The following is a 20257-nucleotide window of genomic DNA, read 5'->3' as shown; positions in this document are numbered from 1 at the left end:
CTGATGGCGATCGACACCCGACCCCCGAAGTCGCCGGTGCGGCGCACCGGCACCTCACGCGACCCCGAGCGCGACTCCGGGCGGCCTCCCCGCTCCCTGGTGCTCGCCCTCGTGCTCGCCTGCGCCGCGCTCATGGTCGTCGACAAGGCCGGCGGCGACAGCTCGCCGGTCGACCCGGTGCGCCGCGTGGTCGGCGAGGTCGTGGGCCCGGTCCAGGCCGGCGTCTCGACCGTCGTGCGTCCGCTGGTGGACCTCCCCGGCGCCCTGCGCTCCAACGGCGCGCTGCGCGACGACCTCACCCGGCTCGAGGCCGAGAACGCCGAGCTGCGCGGCCGGCTCGGCAAGGCCGGGTACGACGACCAGCGGCTGGCCCAGCTGGAGGGCCTGCGCGCCATGGCCGGCGACCTCGGCTACGCGCTGGTGCCCGCCCGGGTGATCGCGATCGGTCCGGCCCAGTCGTTCTCCAGCACCGTGACGCTCGACGCCGGATCCGACGCCGGCCTGCGGCCCGACATGACGGTCGTCGCCGCCGAGGGCCTGGTCGGCCGGATCACCTCGGTGACCGCCCACACCGCGACCGTGCTGCTCATCGTCGACGACACGTCCTCGGTGGGCGGACGGATCGGCGAGAACATGGAGCTCGGCTTCGTCCGCGGGCACGGCAGCCTCGGTACCGACGACCGTCTCGAGATGGAGCTCGCCGATCGCCGCGTGGTCCCGAAGGTGGGCCAGCAGATCGTGACCTGGGGCAGCGAGGGCGGCTCGCCGTACGTCGCCGGCGTCCCGATCGGCACCGTCGGCAAGGTCTACGAGTCCCTGCGGGACACGTCCTACCGCACCGTGATCGAGCCGGGCGTCGACTTCACCGCGCTCGACATGGTCGGCGTAGCGGTGCCCTACGGCACCAAGGGCGGCGTGATCGAGGAGAGTCCGCGATGAACCGCCGCGGCCGTCTCGTGGCCACCCTCGTCGCGGTGTTCGCCGCGCTGCTGCTGCAGGTCACCGTGCTCCCGCACTTCGCCTGGGACTTCGGCGGGCTCGGCGTCGTCCCCGACCTGGTGCTGCTCGTGGTCGTCGCGACCGCCGTCGCCACCGACACCAGGTTCGCGACGCTGACCGGCTTCTGGGCCGGGCTGCTGCTCGACATCGCGCCGCCCGCCGACCATCTCGCCGGTCGCTGGGCGCTCGCCCTGATGGTCGTCGGATACGTCGTGGGACGCCTGGTCCACGACAACGCCGGTGACCCGGGCGGAGCGGCCGCCGGCAGCCGGTTCGCGCAGTTCGGCGCCCGCCGCCCGCCGCTGCCGCTCGCCCTCGCGGCGGCCGCCGGCGGCTCCTTCGTCGGCACCTCGGTGTTCGCGCTGTCCGGCGTCCTGCTCGGCGACTCCGTGGCCGCGGTCGGCGACCTGCTGCCCGTGGCGCTGGTCGCGCTCCTGCTCGACGTCGCGGCCGCCCTGGTCGTCGTACCGGCGACGCTGTGGCTCGTGCGCCGCACCGCGGGCGACGGGCTGCCGAGGGCCTCCCAGCGGATCCGGGTCCGCGCCTGATGGCCCCCGCATCCACCCCCGCCGCCGCCTCGCACCGCAGCCGGCTGCGCCTGATCGTCATCCAGACGCTCGTCTTCTCCCTCCTCGCCACCCTCGGCGTACGCCTCTACTACCTGCAGGTCGTCTCGGGGGAGAGCTACCAGGGCAAGGCCGCCTCGCAGTCGGTGCGTGAGATCGTCGTCCAGCCGCAGCGCGGGCTGATCGTCGACGCGATGGGCCGTCCCCTCGTCACCAACCGGCTCACCTGGGTGGTGTCGCTCGACCGCACCCTGCTCGGCAAGATGGCGCCCGCCGACCGTGCCGAGCTGCTCAGCCGCACCAGCGACGCGATCGGCGTGGACGTCGCGACGATCGAGACCAAGCTCCTGCTGTGCGGCGACGACGGGGCGGTCGCCGGTCAGTGCTGGAACGGCTCGCCCTACCAGCCGGTCCCGGTCGCGCAGGACGTCAAGGAGGGCGCGGCGCTGCGGATCCTCGAGCAGCCGGAGGACTTCCCCGGCGTGGTCGTCGACCGGCAGAGCCTGCGGCAGTACCCCGCGCCGTACGGCATCAACGCCGCCCACGTGCTCGGCTACCTCAGCCCGATCACCAAGGACGAGCTGGAGTCCGCCGAGGACGCCGGCGACAGCTCCGTCAACGGTGCCTCCGTCGTCGGCCGCGCCGGCGTCGAGAAGGAGTACGACGAGTGGCTGCGCGGCCAGCCCGGCTACGACCAGGTCGCGGTCGACTCCCAGGGCCGGGTCCGCGAGGACGTCTCCGGCCTCGAGGCGCAGCCCGGCGACACCCTGGTCACCTCGATCGACGCGAAGGTGCAGAGCGTCGTCGAGGAGCAGCTCGCGGCGATGATCGCCAAGCAGCGCAGCACGCGCGACCCGGTCACCAAGCGCAACTTCGAGGCCGACTCCGGCGCCGCCATCGTGATGGAGGCGAAGACCGGGCGGATCGTCGCGATGGCCAGCCAGCCGACGTACGACCCGTCGGTGTGGGTCGGCGGCATCACCGACAAGCAGCTCCAGCGGCTGTACTCCGAGGCCGCCGGGACGCCGCTGCTCGCGCGCTCCTTCCAGGGGCAGTTCGCGCCGGGCTCGACGTGGAAGCCGTTCATGACCGTCGGTGCGCTGACCCACGGGTACGCGCCGTCCACGGTCCTCAGCTGCCCCTCCGCGGTGCAGATCGGCAACCGGGCCTTCCACAACCACGAGTCGGCGGCGTACGGCTCGATCGGCTTCGCCAAGGCGCTCGAGGTCTCCTGCAACACCTTCTTCTTCCAGGTCGGCATGAGCTTCTGGCAGAAGTACGGCTCCGACCCCGACGACGTCGACGCCCGGGACCCGCTCGTCGAGCAGGCCGAGAGGTTCGGCTTCGGCGAGCGCACCGGCGTCGACCTGCCGGGCGAGGCCTCGGGCCGGGTCGCGGACCGGAAGTGGAAGCGCGACTACTACGAGTCGATGAAGGACTACTACTGCGGGATCGCGAAGAAGCCGCAGGACGACGAGACCTCCGACTTCGTCTACAAGTTCTCCCGTGAGTTCTGCGTCGAGGGCTGGAAGTACCGGCTCCCCGACGCCGCCAACTTCGCCATCGGGCAGGGCGACACCATCGTCACGCCGCTGCAGCTGGCCCGCGGGTACGCCGCGATCGCCAACGGCGGGACGCTCTGGGAGCCCCGGGTCGGCAAGGCGGTCGTGTCGCCCGAGGGCAAGGTGATCCGGGAGATCGAGCCGAAGAAGGACCGCAAGCTCAAGATCCCCGCCTCCGTGCTGAGGTACGTCGACGAGGCACTCCAGGGCGTCGCGAGCCGCGGCACGATGAACTGGAAGCTCGCGGGCTTCCCGCTCGACAAGGTCGAGATCCGCGCCAAGACCGGCTCGGCCGAGGTCTACGGCAAGCAGTCGACGGGCTGGGTCGCGTCGTACACCGAGGACTACGTCGTCGTGATGATGATGAGCCAGGGCGGCACCGGGTCCGGGTCCACCGGCGACGGCATCCGCGCGATCTGGGAGGCGCTCTACGGCGTCGACGGTGACCAGGTGGACCTGGCGAACGCCGCCATCCCGGGAGGGCGACCGCCCGCCCAGCTCCCGACCTTCGGCGACGACGGCTCGATCCTCCCGCCGGCGCGGGCCAAGGGCTCGAAGAAGGGCGAGTGATGAGCAACCGGATCCAGGGCAGCACCCGACGCACGACGGCCTCACGCCGGGTCGGCCGCCTCCAGTGGGGCGATCTCGACCTGGTCCTGCTCGGTGCCGTGCTCCTCCTCTCGCTGCTCGGCTGCCTGCTGATCTGGTCGGCCACGCTCGAGCGCGACCATCTCACCGGCGGCGACACCCGGGCGTTCCTCGTCAAGCAGGCCGTCAACGTGGTGATCGGTCTCGGCCTGATGGCGCTCGTCGTCGTCACCGACCACCGGTGGGTCCGCATCCTGGCGCCGGCCGGCTACCTCCTCGCCGTCGGCGGGCTCGTCCTCGTGCTCGTCATGGGCTCGACGATCAACGGCTCGCGTTCCTGGCTGATGTTCGGCGGGCTGTCCATCCAGCCCTCGGAGCTGGCCAAGCTCGCCGTCGTCGTCGGGATGGCGCTGGTCGTGGCCGAGCGCAGCGAGGGCCGCTGGCGCGACCGGGTCGGCCCCGGCGACGTGCTCCTCATGCTGCTCGTCGCCGGCGTGCCGGCCGTGCTGATCCTCGCCCAGCCCGACCTCGGCACCATGCTCGTGCTCACCGCCACCGTCTTCGGGGTGATCGCCGCCTCCGGCGCCCACCGGCGCTGGTTGGCCCTGCTGGCCGGCGGCGGTGTCGCGGCGGCCGTGGTGGCGGTGTCGAGCGGGATGCTGAAGGACTACCAGGTCGACCGGTTCCTCGCCTTCACCAACCCCGCCCTCGACCCGAAGGGCGCGGGCTACAACGTCGAGCAGGCCCGGATCGCCGTCGGCAACGGTGGGCTCTTCGGGCAGGGGCTCTTCCAGGGCTCGCAGACCCAGTCCGGCTTCGTCCCCGAGCAGCACACCGACTTCGTGTTCACCGTCGCGGGCGAGGAGCTCGGCCTCGTCGGGGCGGCCGTCATCGTCCTCCTCCTGGGTGTGGTGCTGTGGCGAGCGCTGCGGATCGCCACCCGCACCGACGACGTCTTCGGCCGGATCGCCGCCGCCGGCATCGCCTGCTGGCTCGGCTTCCAGGCCTTCCAGAACATCGGCATGTGCCTCGGCATCATGCCGGTCACCGGGGTCCCGCTGCCGTTCGTGTCCTACGGCGGCTCGTCGATGTTCGCCGGCATGCTCGCCGTCGGACTGCTCCAGAACATCCACCTGCGGACCCTGTCGTCCCCCGCGTCGCGGCTGGCCCCGCAACAGCGGGTGCTGGTCCGGGGCTGATCGCCGCACGCCTGCCACCACGCATCCGGCAGGATGGGCCCGTGCTGACCGTCCGCCGAGCCCCGCGCCGCCACGTGGCGCTGCTCGCGACGCTCGGCAGTCTGGAGAGCGTCACCGCACTCGTCCTGGCGCACCTGGCCGCCGGGGGAGCGGTGCCGTCGGTCTGGTGGCTGGCCGTCTTCGCCGCCCTCGTGTACGCCGCCGGCGGACTCGTGCTGCGCGGCCGGGCGAGCATCCGGCTGGTCCTGCCCGGGCTCGTCGCGGCGCAGCTGCTGGGGCACGCGTGGCTGGTCGCGCTGGCCCCGGAGGCCCACGGACACGGGCACCCGATGTCGGCCCTGCTTGGCCTCACCCCCGCGATGCTGGTCGCCCACCTGGTGGCGGCCGCCGTCACGGGGACGATGTGGATGCTGCGGCGGCGGGCGGTCGAGGTGCTGCTGCGCTGGACCGACCCCGGCGTCGTACCCGTGCCCGTGCTGCGGCGGATCCGGGCGGCGACGCCCCGCCGCCTGCGGACGGCCCAGCACGCGCGGGCGCTCGCGCCGACACGCGGTCCTCCGAGGCTGCGCGCGACGACTGCCTGACCCCGGCCGACTCCGGCACGGAGGCCGGGCCGCTCGTCGCTGCCCGCAGCCGACCACCCGAGTCACGAAAGAGACATCCATGCAGATCCGACGCTTCACCCTGTCCACCCTCGGCGCGACCGCCGCGCTGGGCACCTCGCTGGGCATCGTCGCCCTGACCGCCGGCGCGGCCGGCGCGCACGTCACCGTCACGCCGGACACCACCTCCGCCGGCGCCTATGCCGTGCTCACGTTCAGCGTGGGCCACGGCTGCGAGGGATCGCCGACCACGAAGCTGGCCATCCAGATGCCGGAGTCGATCCCGGAGGTCACCCCGACGATCAATCCCGGCTGGACCGTCGAGAAGGTCAGCGAGACGCTGGCCGAGCCGGTCACCGACGCCCACGGCAACGAGGTCACCGAGCGCACCGCCCAGGTCGTCTACACGGCCAAGACCCCGTTGCCGGACGGCTTCCGCGACACCGTCGCGCTCTCGGTCCAGCTGCCCGACGCGATGGGGGACACCCTCGCGTTCCCGGTCGTCCAGACCTGCGCGAAGGGCGAGACCGGCTGGACCGAGACCGCCGCCGAGGGGCAGGACCCGGAGGAGCTGGCCAGTCCCGCTCCCGTCCTGACGATCACCGAGGCCACCGGTGAGGGTCACGGCGGCGCCGGGACCGACGACGCCGCGTCCGACGAGGACACAGCGGCCGAGGACGCCGACCCGAAGGCCGACGCGACGTCGGACGACGACGGCGGCGGCAACGGTCTTGCCATCGGCGGCCTCGTCGCCGGCGTCGGCGGGCTCGCCCTCGGCGGACTGGCGCTCGCCCGCTCCGCCAGGAAGGACTGAGCCCGACGTGACCGGGCGTGTGCCGGCGTACCTCTCCGCCGTCCTGCTGGCCGTCCTGGTCGCCGTCCTCACGGTGATCGGGACGGCGGGACCCGCGTCGGCACACGCCACCCTCGTCTCCACCGACCCGGCCGAAGGCGCCGTGCTGCCCGCGGCGCCCTCGTCGGTGACCTTCACCTTCGACGAGCCGGTCCAGCTCGTGCCGGACGGCCTGCTGGCCTTCGACGCCGAGGGCCGGCGGGTCGACGTCGAGGCGTCCGCGAAGGGCGCGGAGGTGACCGGCCGGCTGCCCGGCGACCTCGACGACGGGACCTATGTCGTCACCTGGCGAGCGGTCTCCGCCGACGGGCATCCGATCGCGGGATCGCTGACCTTCCACGTCGGGGCACCGAGCGCCAAGGTGGTGCCGCCGCAGACCGGCCCCGCCGAGCCGGGCGCGGTGCCGACGGTGCAGGGCATCGTGCACGGCCTCGACTACGCCGCGCTGCTGCTCGCCGGCGGACTCGCGATCTTCCTCGGCTGGACGGCGCGCGGCGTCCGTCTCCCGGACGACGTACGACGACGCCTGGTCCGCGTGCTCCGCGGCAGCGCGCTCGTAGCGGTCCTGGCGGCCGCGGCCGCCGTCCCCCTGGCGGGTGCCTACCAGCTGGGATCCGGCCTCGACGGCGTCCTCGATCCGGGGTCCTTCGACCCCGGACTGGTGCAGGACGACCTGCAGATCCTGGCACTCCAGGCGGCCGGGCTCGGCGTCGCCGCGTGGGCCGCCGGTCAGGGGCGCTCCTCGCTGGTCGTCGACCTCGTGACCGCGCTGGCGGTCTGGTCGCCCGCGCTCGTCGGGCACACCCGCGCCTACGAGCCGAGCCTGCTCCTCGTCCTCACCGATGCGCTGCACCTGAGCGCGGGCGCCGTCTGGCTCGGTGGTCTCGCGGGCCTGGTCCTGACGCTGCCGTCGATCGCCGGGCGGCCCAAGGACGCCGCCCGGCTCCTCTCCCGGTTCTCGGCCCTGGCGGCCGGGCTGCTCGCCACGCTCGCCCTCACCGGTGTGCTGCTCGGCTGGCGGATCGTCGGCTCGTGGGCGCGTCTGGTGGAGGAGACCTACGGCCGGCTCCTGCTCGTCAAGGTGGCGGTGGTCCTGGTGGTCGTCGCGATCGCCGCGTACAACCGGTTCCGTCTGGTGCCGCGGGTCGGGGGCGACGGCGGGCACGACCAGCGCCGGCGGGCGACCGGTCTGGTGCGGCGCACCGTCCTCGCCGAGGCGACCCTCCTCGTCGCCGTCCTCGGGATCACCGGCTTCCTCACCCAGAAGCCGCCGGGCGGCGAGGCTCCCGGCCAGGCGCAGACCGCCGACACCGGCGTCGTCACCGGCCTCGCCGGCGACGACCTCAAGGTGCTGGCGGTCCTCGACCCGGGGCCGGGACTGCAGCGCCGGCTGATCGTGCAGGTGCAGGACCTCGCAGGGGACCCCCTCGACCTGTACGACGCCCCGGCGGTCGCGCTGCGCTCCGAGCGCGTCGACCTCGGCGAGGTCCCGGTGGTCCCGACCGGCTCGGGCACCTACACCGCCGACGTGGTGTTCCCGCACGCCGGCGCCTGGAGGCTGCAGGTCAGCATCCGCGTCGACGCGTTCACCAGCCCGGTGACCACCGTGGACCTCGACGTGACGTAGCCGGACCGCCCGCGCCAGGGGGAGCGGGTCAGCCGGTCACGGGTGCGGTCACGGCCACCTGGTGCAGCAGACCGTCGACCCGCACCTGCAGGAACAGCCGGTAGTCGCCGGGCTGGGTGAAGACCGTGTGGAAGGTCAGGACGGTGCCGTCGCCGGTGACCTCGGGCGCGCCGTACGGGTGCACGTGCACGAAGCCGCGGGAGTCGGCGGCGAATCCGGTCAGGTGGGCACTGGCCCCGAGATAGCTGCCGAGCGCGACCGGCTCGCCGTCGGCGTCGGTGAGTCGCAGCCGGAGTCGGCCGTTGGGGCCGGTCTCGCCGGCCGCGAGCAGGCGGGCCTCGAGGACCCCGTCCTCGCCGGTCTCCGCCTCGTCGCCGCGGGGGACCGCGACCGGGGTCCACGCGCCCGCGACGCGCAGCGTCGTGCCGACGACGAGCGGCGTCGTCGAGCCCTCCGGGATGAACTCGGCGACCACCCGCCACCGGCCCGGTGCGCCGAGGTCGACCCGGGCGGTCCAGGTGCCGTCGTCGGCCAGGATCGGGTGCAGGTGCCGGAACTGGGAGAGGTCGTCGCGCACGACGTAGAGGTGGAGCAGCTTGGTCTGCTCCTCGGTGTAGGTCATCAGCGGATCGCCGGACGGGGCCAGGATCCGGAACGAGACGTCGCCCGTGCCCTCGGCGCCGGGCAGGCGCACGTCGGTCATCCGATAGCCCTCGACGTCGGTGCTGGTGCCGTCGCCGACCGGGTTGCCGACCGGCTGGACGCCGCTGCCGCCGTCCTTCGCGGGAGTGAGGACGATCCGGTCGGGGTCGGCCGGCTCGCCGGACGAGCAGCCGGTGAGCCCCACCGCGAGCGTGACGGCGGCCGCGAGCGCGCCCGTCGTACGACGGCTCACGGCGAGACCGTCAGCAGCAGGAAGGCCGCGAGCAGGACCAGGTGGACGATGCCGTTGAGCGGCTTGGCGCGTCCGGGGACGACGGTGAGGATCCCCACCAGGGTCGAGAGGATGAGCAGCACGAGCTGCATCGGCTCGAGTCCGAGCGCGAGCTCGCCCTCGAGCCAGATGGAGGCGATCGCGATGGCCGGGATGGTCAGGCCGATCGAGGCCATGGCCGAGCCGTAGGCGAGGTTGAGGCTGATCTGGACCCGTTGGAGGAGGGCGGCGCGGACGGCGGCGATCGTCTCGGGCGCCAGGACGAGCATGGCGATCACGACGCCGACCACGGCGTGGGGGAAGCCGAGCCAGTCGACGGCGTCCTCGATCGAGTAGGACTCGACCTTGGCCAGGCCGACCACGGTCACCAGGGCGAGCACCAGCAGGGCGACGCTGGTCCAGGTCTCGCGGGTGGTCGGCGGATCCGCGTGGGTGTCGCCGTCGGCGTCGTCGTCCGTCGTCCATCCTCCCGGGATGGAGGTCGTGCCGGGGAGGAAGAAGTCGCGGTGCCGCACGGTCTGGGTGAAGACGAAGGACCCGTAGAGGACGAGCGAGGCGAGGGCGGCGAACGTGAGCTGACCGCCGGTCAGCACGGGCCCGGACTCGCTGGTCGTGAAGGTCGGTACGACCAGGGTCAGGCCGGCGAGCGCGATCACCGTGGCCAGCGCGGAGCCGGTGCCCTCCGGGTTGAAGATGGCGAGATGGTGCCGCAGGGCGCCCACGACGAGGGCGAGACCGACGATGCCGTTGACCGTGATCATCACGGCCGCGAAGACGGTGTCGCGAGCCAGGGTCGACGTCTCGCCGCTGCCGGAGACCATGAGCATCACGATCAGGCCGACCTCGATGACCGTCACCGCGACGGCCAGCAGCAGGGAGCCGAACGGCTCGCCGACCTTGTGGGCGACGACCTCCGCGTGGTGGACGGCCGCGAGCACCGCGCCCACGAGCGCGACGCCGATCAGACTGGCGGCCAGCGGGCCGGGGTGCGTCCCCCAGCTGAACGCCAACACGATCGCGGCCACGGGCGGCGTGATGACCGTCCACCCGAGTCGTCCTGAGGTGGAGGCGCTCATGATGCTGAATCCTACAAAAGGGGACCTGACGACGATGACGGCCGTGCGTGGCGTGGACCGTAGAATCGAGGTCATGTCCGTCGAGACCGTCGAGTCCGTCTTCCCCCGGCTGGAGCCCCACCTGCTCTCGGTCTCCAAGCCGATCCAGTACGTCGGCGGCGAGCTCAACATGGTCGCGAAGGACTGGGCGGGCGCCGAGGTCCGCTGGGTGCTCATGTACCCCGACGCCTACGAGGTCGGCCTGCCCAACCAGGGCGTCCAGATCCTCTACGAGGTGCTCAACGAGCGGGAGTGGATCCTCGCCGAGCGCACCTACGCGGTGTGGCCGGACATGGAGAAGGTGCTGCGCGAGCAGCAGATCCCGCAGTTCACGGTCGACAGCCACCGCCCCGTGGGCGCGTTCGACCTGTTCGGCGTGAGCTTCTCCACCGAGCTCGGCTACACCAACCTGCTCACCGCGCTCGACCTGGCCGGCATCCCGCTGCACGCCGTCGACCGCGACGAGTCGCACCCCGTGGTGATCGCCGGTGGGCACGCCGCGTTCAACCCGGAGCCGATCGCCGACTTCGTCGACGCCGCCGTCCTCGGCGACGGCGAGGAGGTCGTCCTCAAGATCTCCGAGGTCGTGCGCGAGTGGAAGGGCGAGGGGGGCCCGGGCGGTCGCACTGAGCTGCTGCGGCGGCTCGCCGTCTCCGGCACGGTCTACGTGCCGCGCTTCTACGACGTGTCCTACGACGACGCGTCCGGTGAGATCGCGGCCGTCGTGCCCAACCATCCGGAGGCTCCCGACCGGATCCGCAAGCACACGCTGATGGACCTCGACCAGTGGCCCTACCCGCGCAACCCGCTGGTGCCGCTCGCCGAGACCGTGCACGAGCGGTTCAGCGTCGAGATCTTCCGCGGCTGCACCCGTGGCTGTCGGTTCTGCCAGGCCGGGATGATCACCCGCCCGGTGCGCGAGCGCTCGATCGAGACGATCGGCGCGATGGTCGACAACGGCATCAAGAAGACCGGCTTCGAGGAGGTCGGCCTGCTCTCGCTGAGCTCCGCCGACCACACCGAGATCGGCGACGTCGCCACCGGCCTCGCCGACCGCTACGAGGGCTCGAACGTCTCGCTCTCGCTGCCCTCGACCCGCGTCGATGCCTTCAACATCACGCTCGCCAACGAGTTCTCCCGCAACGGTCGTCGCTCCGGCCTGACGTTCGCGCCCGAGGGCGGCAGCGAGCGGATGCGCAAGGTGATCAACAAGATGGTCACCGAGGAGGACCTGATCCGCACCGTCGCGACGGCGTACTCCCACGGCTGGCGGCAGGTGAAGCTCTACTTCATGGTCGGCCTGCCGACCGAGCAGGACGAGGACGTCCTGCAGATCGCCGAGCTCGCCAAGCGGGTCATCGCGACCGGACGCGAGGTGTCCGGCCGCAACGACATCCGCTGCACCGTGTCGATCGGCGGCTTCGTACCCAAGCCGCACACGCCGTTCCAGTGGGCGTCGCAGCTCGACGTGGAGACCACCGACCGTCGTCTGCGGGAGCTGCGCGACGTCGTCCGCTCGGACCGTCGGTACGGCAAGGCCATCGGCTTCCGCTACCACGACGGCCAGCCCGGCATCATCGAGGGACTGCTGTCTCGCGGTGACCGTCGGGTGGGCCGGATCATCGAGCAGGTCTGGCGCGACGGCGGCCGCTTCGACGGCTGGTCCGAGCACTTCTCCTTCGAGCGCTGGGCCGCCTCCGCCGCGGTCGCGCTCGAGGGGACCGGCGTCGACCTCGACTGGTACACCACGCGCGAGCGTGCGTACGACGAGGTGCTGCCCTGGGACCACCTCGACTCCGGTCTCGACAAGGACTGGCTGTGGGCCGACTGGGAGGACGCCCTCGCCGTGGCCGACGGCTCGTCGGACGTCGAGGTCGAGGACTGCCGCTGGACGCCCTGCTACGACTGCGGGGTGTGCCCGGAGATGGGCACCGAGATCCAGATCGGCCCGACGGGGCAGAAGCTGCTGCCTCTCAGCGTGGTCTGAGGTGGGAACTCCCATCGTCGTGACCGAGGAGCGGTCCATCGCCGCTCCGCCCGCTGTCGTCTGGACGCTCGCGACGGACCCGGCCCACCATCAGCGGCTCTCGCCGCAGTGCCGCCTGATCTCGGCCACGGGCGAGCCCGGCACGCCAGGCTCGGAGGCGGTCGACGCGATCCGCATGGGGCCCTTCCGATATCGGGTGCGGTCCCGCGTCGCCGCGGCGCGGACGGGGGAGGAGATCACCACCGAATGCTGGCGAGGCCGCCGGCCCGCGGGCGTGCAGCGGGGTGAGTTCCTGCCGTACGGCGACGGGGTGCTGCTGCGGTGGACTGTCACGCTCCCGGACGGCGGGCTCTTCCGTCGGCAGGTGGAGGGCACCTGCCGGGCCAACCTGGTGACCTGGCTGGCGGCGATCGAGCGCGAGGCGCTGACGCAGGAGCTCCGCTGATCAGCTGCCCCGGTTCGCCAGCGTCCCGGTGACCTGCCGACGGGGATGGCCGACGACGCAGGTCAGGTCACGGTCGCCGAGGAGCCGAACACCTCCAGGTCGTGTTCCTGGTCGCAAGGACGCACCTCGACCTCGCGGGAGCCGGCCGAGCCGCCCCCGACAGATCGCGCAGGTCGGGGGAGTCGAAGCAGTCGCCGACCGCGAGGTCGTGGACGTCCAACGATCCGTCACGTGTACCGGGCGGCTTCGACTCGTTGACCAGCTCTTCGATGGCGCTCACCAGTGCCACCACCTGGATGGTCGAGGCCAGGACACCGAGGAGGAGCGCCGTCGAGATCATCCCGGTCGACCGGAACCGCCGCCGTAGCAGCGCGACCAGAGCCAGGCACGTTCCCACCACCGGCGCCAGAGGGACGAGTAGGGCCAGGGAGAGCCCCAACGCGACGCCGGACAGCGTGACATCCGTGGCATCCGGCGGAGGTGGCGGCGGAGCCGACAGCCGGCGGTAGGAGGTCGGCGGCAGCGGGGCGTAGACCCGATCCGGCGGCCGGTCCGGCTCGGGCTCCTCGCTCATGCGCCAGTCGTCCCGCCCGCGTCGCGCAGCTGTCCGGTGATCTTCTCGCCGTCGCCCCGCTCGACGTAGCAGAAGAACGCGTCGCCGCGCTCCGGCTCTCCCTCGTCGAACGCGTCGACCTGGACACGCGGGACGAAGTCGCCGCTCCTGAGGGCGTCGAGGTAGGTCTGCTCCAGCCCCGGGAGCTCCCCGCAGAACTCGAGCCACGACAGGTCGTCGTACAGCGCCACCAGGTCGTCGTCGAACCGGCCCGCCCAGATCACCTCGCCGGCGTGCGGGTCGCCGCAGGACGCCTTGATCGGGTCGTCGAGGAAGTCGAAGTCGATGCACTGACCGGCGGACGCCTCGTCCTCCCACACTGTGCGACTGCCCATGACCCCGGCGAGCACGAGGAAGCCGATCCCGGCCAGCAGGACGGCGATGCCGACCACGAGGCCGGTGACGGCCGCCCACCGTCCCGACCGCCGTCCGCCGCCGGTGCGGATGATGCCGGCGATCCCCAGCCCGATCCCGACCGGCGCCGCGCAGCAGCTCAGGGAGCAGACCAGCGCGGCGATCGAGAGCCCGTCGTAGGGCCGCGCGGCGACGTACGGGCCCTCCTGCGCGCCCGGGCCGGGCTGGTACGACGGGTAGCCGCTGTCGTACGGGTTCGTCATCGTGCCGGCCGACCCGTCAGAGGATCGGCTCGGTCAGCTCGTCGTCGGGCTCGACGTAGCACACCAGGTGGTCGCCGACGCTGACGTCGTCCGGGTCCTCGATGACGGCGGCGATGTCGGAGGCATACGGCGCGAGCTTCGCGAGGTCGTCGGGGTCGATCGCGGTGGAGCAGTACGAGACCAGGCCGTTCTCGATGTCGCTGAGGTTCTCGGAGGTGACCTCGGCGATGCCGACGATCTCGGCGTCGTGCTCCTCGGTGCAGTCCTTCTTGCGCAGGAGCACCACGCTGTCGTCCTCGTCGACGTCGATGCACTGCCCGACCTCGGCGTTGCCCGGCGTGACGACGGACTCGGCGAAGATGAAGATCGCGGCTCCCACGACGGCCGAGGTGATCGACATCAGCAGGCCGACGACGATGCCCGCGATCGCGAGGCCCCGACCCTTGCGCTGGCCGCCCTTGGTGCGGGAGAGACCAACGAACCCGAGGATGATGCCGATCGGCGCCAGGCAGCACAGCAGGCTGGTGACGAGCGCGGCGATCGAGATGCCGTCGGTCTTCGGCGGCAGCGGGTCCGAGCCGCCGGGGAAGGACCCGGGCGCTCCGTAGCCGCCACCGGCTCCTCCGGCGTACGGCGGCGGTGCGGGCGGCTGACCGTAGGGGTTCTGGCCCGAGGGGTTCTGGCCGGGGGGATTCTGGCCGTAGGGATCGCTCACCGGCGACACCCTAGCCCGCACGAACGTGGAGGACCGTGCATTCTTGGTCTACGGCACGATCACCGGGAAGATCGCGGTTGAAGCCGGGCTAAGGAGGAACCTCTGGTGGGTGCACGGCACGATCGCATCTACGTCTACTACCCGCGCGGCACGCGCACCGGCGGTCCGGAGGCGCTGCACCAACTGGTCGACAGCCTCCGCCGCCAGGGCGAGGACGCCTTCCTGGTGCCGATCCCGGGCACCGAGGACACCGAGCGGGTGGCGGAGTACGCCCACTACGACGCCCCCGAGACCGAACTCGAGGACACTGCCGGCGCGGCGGTCGTGGTCCCCGAGGTGTGGTTCACCACGCTGGCGGAAGTCGAGCGGGCGACGCCGTACTGCTGGTGGCTGAGTATCGACAATTCCCCGGTCTTCTCCGCTGACTGGAGATACCGCGACCCGTGGCGCTCGGCCGCCCGGAACGCCCCGCCGGCCGAGGCACCTCCGCTCGACATCGCGCTGGGACGACGGGTGGTGAACCTCACCCAGTCGCACTACGCGTGGGCCTATCTCTTCACCCGGCTCGGCACCTGCGGATCGATGCTGTCCGACCACACCGACCCGGCGCCGTTCGATGCCCTCGAGCTGACCACGCCCGTCGCGCGAGGCCGGACCGTGGCCTACAACCCGGTCAAGGCGGATCTGGTCACGGAGGTGCTCGCCGGCCTGCTGCCCGATGTCACGTTCGTCCCGCTCACCGGCATGACCCGTCGTGAGTTGGCGGCGACTCTCGCCCGGTCGGCGATCTATCTCGATCTCGGCTTCCACCCCGGCAAGGACCGGCTGCCGCGGGAGGCCACCCTCGCCGGCGCCACCGTCGTCGTCGCCCGCCGTGGCGCTGGTGCCTACTACGCCGACACCCCGCTGCTCGCCGAGTACCGTCTGGCCCCTACCGACGACCTGGTCGAGCGTGCCGCCGAGCTCGTCCGTGCGATCCTCGCTGATCCCGAGACGCACCACCTGCAGCAGAAGGGCTACCGCGACCAGGTGCGCACCGAGAGGAGCACGTTCGACAAGCAAGTGCGGCGGATCTTCGTCGAGGGTCGCCTCGGCGACGACGGCAGCGAGCCGTAGGCCCCGCCACGCGAGTGGTGGGGCCCTTCGGGGCTTGGGTGACGTGGGACGCCGCTGCCCATCGGCGGCGCGGTGGCGACAGTCTCCTGCGGTACTGTTCTGCGGCACCCAGCCGACCCCTTTGGTGAGGACGAGATGACCGACCAGCAGTCGCCGGAGCAGTGGCGAGAGCGCGTGTTCGCTGCCGACGAGGATCTGCTGGCCCGCCACGCCGAGTTGGTCGCGGTCGACAACGTGATCGGGCTCGAGGCCACCGTCGCCCGGCTCCAGTTCGAGCTGAAGAAGGCGCGGGAGCGGGTCAAGGAGCTCCAGGCGACCGTCCGAACCCGTGACGAGGAGATCGCCGCGATCCGGACCTCGCGCACATGGCGGGTGGGACGGGTGATGGTCCGCCCGTTCTCGAGGATGCGGGGATGACGACGGCGCCACTCTTCTCCGTCGTCACGCCGGTCTACGACCCACCTCCCGCCGTGCTCGTGGCCGCGATCGAGTCGGTGCTCGCGCAGACGTACGACGACTGGGAACTGGTGCTGGTCGACGACGCGTCGACGGACCCCGAGGTGCTGCGGACGCTGCGCGCCCAGGCCACGCGCGACCCGCGCGTCAAGGTCGTGGAGCGTACGGAGAACGGGCACATCGTCGCCGCCTCCAACGACGGGATCGCTGAGGCCAGCGGCACCTTCCTCGTCTTCCTCGACCACGACGACCTGCTCGCGCCGGACGCGCTGGCCGTCAACGCCCGGCGCATCGCGGAGCACGACGACGTCGACTACCTCTACTCCGACGAGGACCGGATTCGAGACGACGGCCGGTTCGCGGACGCGTTCCACAAGCCCGACTGGTCGCCCGAGCGGTTGCGCAGCCAGAACTACTGCAACCACCTCTCGGTGCTGCGGACCGCGCTGGTTCGCGAGCTGGGTGGCCTGCGCGAGGGCTTCGACGGCTCCCAGGACCACGATCTCGTGCTGCGTGTCACCGAGCGTGCTCGTCGCATCGTGCACATCCCGAAGGTGCTCTACCACTGGCGGATGCTGCCGGGCTCTGCTGCCGGCGACGGCAGCGCCAAGCCCTACGCGCTCGACGCCGGCCGTCGCGCCGTCCAGGAGCACCTCGACCGGACTGGGATCGAGGGCACGGTCGAGATCGTCGGCCCGGGCCGCTACCGCACCCGGCGCGCCCTCCCGGCCGAGCGCCGGGTCAGCATCGTGATCCCGACCCGGGGATCCGACTCCGTCGTCTGGGGCCGGCGCCGGACCCTGGTCACCCGAGCGGTCCGGTCGGCGCTCGCCGCCACGGACCACCCGAACCTCGAGGTGGTCGTCGTCTACGACGCCGACACTCCCGAGACGGTCCTCGTCGAGCTCGCCGAGATCGCCGGCGAACGGCTCGTCCTGGTGCGGTACGACGACCCGTTCAACTACAGTCACAAGGTCAACCTCGGTGTGCTGGCATCCACGGGCGACCGGCTGCTCATCCTCAACGACGACGTGGAGGTGCGCAGCGAGCAGTGGGTCGAGGAGCTCCTCGCACCGCTGGAGCAGCCGGGGGTCGGCCTGACCGGCGCGCGGCTGCTGTTCTCCAGCACGGCGATCCAGCATGTCGGCCTGGCGTTCTCCCACGGCCGCTACGCCCACCCGTTCCGCAGGTCACCCGGGGACGTGCTCGGCGGCTGGGGGAAGACGGCGGTCGTCGACCGCGAGGTCAGCGGTGTGACCGGTGCCTGCATGGGCATCCGGCGCGAGGTGTACTTCGAGGTCGGCGGCCATACCGAGCTGTTGCGCGAGGACTACAACGACGTCGACCTCTGCTACAAGGTGTGCGCAGCCGGCTACCGGATCCTCTATCTCGCCCACTGCGAGCTGTTCCACTTCGAGTCGCAGACCCGCGAGGCGATCCCGAACCCCGACGACACGCGGTTCATGCGCCGTCGATGGGGGATCCCGGTCCGGGACCGCTACACCCCCGTCTATCCCAACCTGCCGCGGCCCGAGGACAGGGACGTCCGCCTCACCGGCGCCCGCTCCCGTGGATCGGGAACCACGCGCGCCGTCGAGTAGGGTGGCAACGCCAACCAGCCGCGTACTAGAGGGCATGCTTGATGACTACTGACCGAGAGTCCGTCAGCGACAACGGCACCGTGACGCTGCCGCCGGCCGGCGGCGACGGCGCGGGAGCGGTGAGCGGAGGCTCGTACGACATCGTGGCTCCTCTCGACGGTCACGAGGACCAACGGTGGGAGTCCGAGCACTGGCGTGAGCTCTACCGCGGCGTCGCTCGGCGGATTGTCACGGCGCTGCAGCCGAGGACGGTGCATCACGTGGGCTGTGGGCACGGGCTGCTCGTCCAGGCGTTGGTCGAGGTCGGTGTCGACGCCACCGGCTCCGACAACTCCAGCCAGGCGATCGCTTCCGCACACCCGGACGTCCGGGACCGTCTGCGTGCTGCCAACGCCGTCGAGCCGCTCCCCGGAACCTACGACCTCGTGGTCTGCGGCGCCGTGCTCGCGCTGTTGCCGGTGGCGGAGTCGCGGAAGGCGATCGACGCCCTCACCGCGGCGGCCGACCGGATCCTGGTCAGTTCGACGCCGGCGGACTTCGAGAAGGGCGCGCATGTCGACGTCCAGCCGATCGCGCCGTGGGCGTCGTCCTTCGCCGAGCGTGGGTTCTTCCTGCGGGGCAGCGATCTCGACGGAGCCTTCCTCACGTCCTGGTCCCTCATGTTCGAGCGTGGGGAGCCCAGCCGCACCGCAATCGTCCGCGAGTACGAGGCACGGCTGTCGCCGCTGCTGCTCGAGCTGTCCGCACAGCGCCAGGCGCTCCACGAGGCGAGCCAGGAGCTCGACGGGCTGCGGACCCGCCTGGCCGAGGTCGACGGACGACCGCGTGTCGTGCAGGCGGACGACGCGGCCATCCTCGCCGTCCACGCCGACCTGACCGCGCGCGACCATCTGATCGGCGTCGAGGCCACCGTCCAACGACAGGAGCGGCTGATCGACCGGCTGCGCGACCGCAACCGCGAGCTGCGGCGGCAGCTGCGCGACGCGGAGGACCGCTCCTCGGTCCGGCGTCGGCTGGCCCGCAAGGGACGCGCGCTCCTGGACGGGGATCGCGCGTGAGCGCATCGGCCCGGCCGCTGTTCTCCATCGTCACCCCGGTCTACGATCCGCCGATCGACGTCCTGACCGACACTCTCGAGTCGGTGCTCGCGCAGACGTTCGACGGCTGGGAGATGGTCTGCGTCGACGACCTCTCGCCCAACGCGGAGGTGCGCACGGTCCTGCGGCGCTTCGCGCAGCGCGACCCGCGGATCCGGGTGATCGAGCGGTCGGCCAACGGCAATATCGTCGTCGCCTCCAACGACGGCCTGGCAGCGGCGCGCGGCGAGTTCGTGGTGCTCCTCGACCACGACGACCTCCTGGTGCCCCGGGCGCTTGCCCGGGTGGCCCGGGCGATCAAGGCGGAACCGACCGTCGACTTCCTCTACTCCGATGAGGACAAGTACGACGGCGAGCGCTTCTACGACCGCTTCTCGAAACCGGCCTGGGCCCCCGAACGGCTGCGGTCCCAGAACTACCTCAACCACCTCTCGGTGCTGCGGACCAGCCTGGTCACCGAGGTCGGCGGCTTTCGCGACGGCTTCGACGGGTCCCAGGACCACGATCTGTTCCTTCGTGTCACCGAGCGCGCGCGTGCGGTCGTCCACATCCCGGAGGTGCTCTACCACTGGCGTGCGGTGGCCGGCTCAGTCGCCGCCGACGTCGACGCCAAGCCGACGGCATACGACGCGGGCCGTCGGGCGGTCGCCGATCACCTCGAGCGGATAGGCGTCCAGGGCGACGTCGAGGTCAGCGGTCCGGGCCGCTACCGGGTGCGCCGGTGCCTGGATCGGAGCATCCGGGTGAGCATCGTGATCCCGACCATCGGCTCCGACTCGATGGTGTGGGGCCGCCGCCGTGTCCATGTGGTCGAGGCCGTCCGCTCGATGCTCGCGCACACCTCGCACGAGGATCTGGAGGTCGTGGTCGTCTACGACCCGCCGACGCCCCAGCGGGTGCTCGACGAGCTCACCGAGATCCTGGGCCACCGACTGGTCCTGGTGCCCTTCCACGAGAAGTTCAACTACAGTCGCAAGACCAACCTCGGGGTGCTGGCCTCGACGGGTGAGCGGTTGGTGCTGCTCAACGACGACATCGAGGTGCGCAGCGCCGAGTGGCTCGACGAGCTCCTCGCGCCGCTCGACGACCCGGGGGTCGCGCTCGTCGGCGGCCGGCTCATGTTCAGCAGCGACACGGTGCAGCACGCCGGGCTTTCCTTCAACCGCGGCAACTACCATCACATCTACCGGGGGTTCCCGGCCGATGCGGTGGGCATGTTCGGCGACCTCGTGATCACTCGAGAGGTCGACGGCGTGACCGGCGCCTGTGTCGGCGTTCGCCGCGAGACCTACCTCGAGCTCGGCGGGCTCCCGGAGGAGCTGCCGGGCAGCTTCAACGACGTCGACCTCTCCTACAAGGCCCGCAAGCTGGGCTACCGGATCCTCTACACGCCGCACTGCCTGCTGTTCCACTTCGAGTCGATCTCGCGCGAGCCCCAGGTCAAGGCGTTCGAGATCCGCTTCATCAGAAGCCGCTGGGGGACCGACCGACGTGACGAATACACCCGGGTCTTTCCCGAGGCGCCGAAGCCAGTGGCCCGGCGCAAGCCCTCTCGCCGCTGAGCG

General features: G+C 71.8%; 19 protein-coding genes. 14 read left to right on the top strand and 5 right to left on the bottom strand.

Features of this window, described 5'->3' with window-relative positions:
- The first annotated feature begins 3 nt into the window (after window positions 1-3).
- From mreC to KVF89_RS09100, 7 genes are all read left to right on the top strand, one after another.
- Window positions 4-939, top strand: coding sequence for a rod shape-determining protein MreC (gene mreC, locus KVF89_RS09130; RefSeq protein ID WP_257425048.1), 936 nt, complete (start codon window positions 4-6; stop codon window positions 937-939).
- The gene (gene mreD, locus KVF89_RS09125) at window positions 936-1547 is read left to right on the top strand and encodes a rod shape-determining protein MreD (protein ID WP_257425047.1); all 612 of its coding nucleotides are present in this window, start codon (window positions 936-938) and stop codon (window positions 1545-1547) included. The genes mreC and mreD overlap by 4 nt, the downstream gene beginning before the upstream one ends.
- Entirely contained in the window at window positions 1547-3697 is a 2151-nt protein-coding gene (gene mrdA, locus KVF89_RS09120) for a penicillin-binding protein 2 (RefSeq protein WP_257425045.1), read from the top strand. The genes mreD and mrdA overlap by 1 nt, the downstream gene beginning before the upstream one ends.
- Window positions 3697-4914: a rod shape-determining protein RodA gene (gene rodA / locus KVF89_RS09115; protein ID WP_257425043.1), complete on the top strand. Its 1218-nt coding sequence runs from the start codon at window positions 3697-3699 to the stop codon at window positions 4912-4914. The genes mrdA and rodA overlap by 1 nt, the downstream gene beginning before the upstream one ends.
- 41 nt (window positions 4915-4955) lie before the next feature.
- Window positions 4956-5498 carry a hypothetical protein gene (locus KVF89_RS09110; RefSeq protein ID WP_257425042.1) on the top strand — a complete coding sequence of 181 codons (543 nt, stop codon included), beginning with the start codon at window positions 4956-4958 and terminating at the stop codon, window positions 5496-5498.
- A gap of 79 nt (window positions 5499-5577) precedes the next feature.
- Complete coding sequence (locus tag KVF89_RS09105; RefSeq protein WP_257425041.1) at window positions 5578-6330, top strand: YcnI family copper-binding membrane protein; 753 nt, start codon at window positions 5578-5580, stop codon at window positions 6328-6330.
- A 7-nt stretch (window positions 6331-6337) separates the two neighbouring features.
- The gene (locus KVF89_RS09100; protein WP_257425040.1) at window positions 6338-7996 is read left to right on the top strand and encodes a copper resistance CopC/CopD family protein; all 1659 of its coding nucleotides are present in this window, start codon (window positions 6338-6340) and stop codon (window positions 7994-7996) included.
- A 28-nt stretch (window positions 7997-8024) separates the two neighbouring features.
- On the opposite strand, the gene KVF89_RS09095 is transcribed toward KVF89_RS09100, so the two are convergent.
- Together KVF89_RS09095 and KVF89_RS09090 are read right to left on the bottom strand one after the other, a co-directional pair.
- Complete coding sequence (locus KVF89_RS09095) at window positions 8025-8891, bottom strand: DUF8832 domain-containing protein (protein ID WP_257425039.1); 867 nt, start codon at window positions 8889-8891, stop codon at window positions 8025-8027.
- On the bottom strand, window positions 8888-10006 hold the full coding sequence (locus KVF89_RS09090) for a calcium:cation antiporter (protein ID WP_257425038.1): 1119 nt from the start codon (window positions 10004-10006) through the stop codon (window positions 8888-8890). Before KVF89_RS09090 ends, KVF89_RS09095 begins: the two co-directional genes overlap by 4 nt.
- 73 nt (window positions 10007-10079) lie before the next feature.
- Between KVF89_RS09090 and KVF89_RS09085 the strand changes: the two genes are divergently transcribed.
- Both KVF89_RS09085 and KVF89_RS09080 read left to right on the top strand, forming a co-directional pair.
- A complete protein-coding gene (locus tag KVF89_RS09085) occupies window positions 10080-12032 on the top strand; it encodes a TIGR03960 family B12-binding radical SAM protein (RefSeq protein WP_257425035.1) in 1953 nt (650 codons plus the stop codon).
- 1 nt (window position 12033) lies between these two features.
- Window positions 12034-12477, top strand: a complete 444-nt coding sequence (locus tag KVF89_RS09080; protein ID WP_257425032.1) for an SRPBCC family protein — start codon at window positions 12034-12036, stop codon at window positions 12475-12477.
- A gap of 67 nt (window positions 12478-12544) precedes the next feature.
- Here KVF89_RS09080 and KVF89_RS09075 read toward each other — a convergent pair whose 3' ends face one another.
- Genes KVF89_RS09075 through KVF89_RS09065 form a run of 3 tightly spaced genes read right to left on the bottom strand, consistent with a single transcriptional unit; the run spans window position 12545 to window position 14422 of the window.
- Window positions 12545-13051 carry a hypothetical protein gene (locus KVF89_RS09075; RefSeq protein ID WP_257425031.1) on the bottom strand — a complete coding sequence of 169 codons (507 nt, stop codon included), beginning with the start codon at window positions 13049-13051 and terminating at the stop codon, window positions 12545-12547.
- Entirely contained in the window at window positions 13048-13707 is a 660-nt protein-coding gene (locus KVF89_RS09070) for a hypothetical protein (protein WP_257425030.1), read from the bottom strand. The genes KVF89_RS09075 and KVF89_RS09070 overlap by 4 nt, the downstream gene beginning before the upstream one ends.
- Window positions 13708-13723: 16 nt before the next feature.
- On the bottom strand, window positions 13724-14422 hold the full coding sequence (locus KVF89_RS09065; RefSeq protein ID WP_257425029.1) for a DUF4190 domain-containing protein: 699 nt from the start codon (window positions 14420-14422) through the stop codon (window positions 13724-13726).
- Between the two features lie 105 nt (window positions 14423-14527).
- Between KVF89_RS09065 and KVF89_RS09060 the strand changes: the two genes are divergently transcribed.
- From KVF89_RS09060 to KVF89_RS09040, 5 genes are all read left to right on the top strand, one after another.
- Window positions 14528-15538: a hypothetical protein gene (locus tag KVF89_RS09060; RefSeq protein ID WP_257425027.1), complete on the top strand. Its 1011-nt coding sequence runs from the start codon at window positions 14528-14530 to the stop codon at window positions 15536-15538.
- A gap of 135 nt (window positions 15539-15673) precedes the next feature.
- Window positions 15674-15955: a hypothetical protein gene (locus KVF89_RS09055; protein WP_257425025.1), complete on the top strand. Its 282-nt coding sequence runs from the start codon at window positions 15674-15676 to the stop codon at window positions 15953-15955.
- The gene (locus KVF89_RS09050; protein WP_257425024.1) at window positions 15952-17595 is read left to right on the top strand and encodes a glycosyltransferase family 2 protein; all 1644 of its coding nucleotides are present in this window, start codon (window positions 15952-15954) and stop codon (window positions 17593-17595) included. The genes KVF89_RS09055 and KVF89_RS09050 overlap by 4 nt, the downstream gene beginning before the upstream one ends.
- Window positions 17596-17636: 41 nt before the next feature.
- Complete coding sequence (locus tag KVF89_RS09045) at window positions 17637-18653, top strand: class I SAM-dependent methyltransferase (RefSeq protein WP_257425023.1); 1017 nt, start codon at window positions 17637-17639, stop codon at window positions 18651-18653.
- On the top strand, window positions 18650-20254 hold the full coding sequence (locus KVF89_RS09040) for a glycosyltransferase (protein WP_257425022.1): 1605 nt from the start codon (window positions 18650-18652) through the stop codon (window positions 20252-20254). Before KVF89_RS09045 ends, KVF89_RS09040 begins: the two co-directional genes overlap by 4 nt.
- The last annotated feature ends 3 nt before the right edge of the window (window positions 20255-20257 follow it).

It is taken from the genome of Nocardioides carbamazepini, from assembly GCF_024614185.1.
Classification (GTDB): domain Bacteria; phylum Actinomycetota; class Actinomycetes; order Propionibacteriales; family Nocardioidaceae; genus Nocardioides; species Nocardioides carbamazepini.
This window is presented reverse-complemented; position numbering and strand designations above follow the sequence as displayed.

Bases quoted from the DNA above. Each gene is read 5' to 3' on its own strand.
- KVF89_RS09055 (WP_257425025.1), top strand. From the start codon at position 15,674: ATGACCGACCAGCAGTCGCCGGAGCAGTGGCGAGAGCGCGTGTTCGCT.
- KVF89_RS09105 (WP_257425041.1), top strand. From the start codon at position 5,578: ATGCAGATCCGACGCTTCACCCTGTCCACCCTCGGCGCGACCGCCGCG.
- rodA (WP_257425043.1), top strand. From the start codon at position 3,697: ATGAGCAACCGGATCCAGGGCAGCACCCGACGCACGACGGCCTCACGC.
- KVF89_RS09070 (WP_257425030.1), bottom strand. From the start codon at position 13,707: ATGACGAACCCGTACGACAGCGGCTACCCGTCGTACCAGCCCGGCCCG.
- KVF89_RS09050 (WP_257425024.1), top strand. From the start codon at position 15,952: ATGACGACGGCGCCACTCTTCTCCGTCGTCACGCCGGTCTACGACCCA.
- mreD (WP_257425047.1), top strand. From the start codon at position 936: ATGAACCGCCGCGGCCGTCTCGTGGCCACCCTCGTCGCGGTGTTCGCC.
- mreC (WP_257425048.1), top strand. From the start codon at position 4: ATGGCGATCGACACCCGACCCCCGAAGTCGCCGGTGCGGCGCACCGGC.
- KVF89_RS09075 (WP_257425031.1), bottom strand. From the start codon at position 13,051: ATGAGCGAGGAGCCCGAGCCGGACCGGCCGCCGGATCGGGTCTACGCC.
- KVF89_RS09085 (WP_257425035.1), top strand. From the start codon at position 10,080: ATGTCCGTCGAGACCGTCGAGTCCGTCTTCCCCCGGCTGGAGCCCCAC.
- mrdA (WP_257425045.1), top strand. From the start codon at position 1,547: ATGGCCCCCGCATCCACCCCCGCCGCCGCCTCGCACCGCAGCCGGCTG.
- KVF89_RS09090 (WP_257425038.1), bottom strand. From the start codon at position 10,006: ATGAGCGCCTCCACCTCAGGACGACTCGGGTGGACGGTCATCACGCCG.
- KVF89_RS09045 (WP_257425023.1), top strand. From the start codon at position 17,637: ATGACTACTGACCGAGAGTCCGTCAGCGACAACGGCACCGTGACGCTG.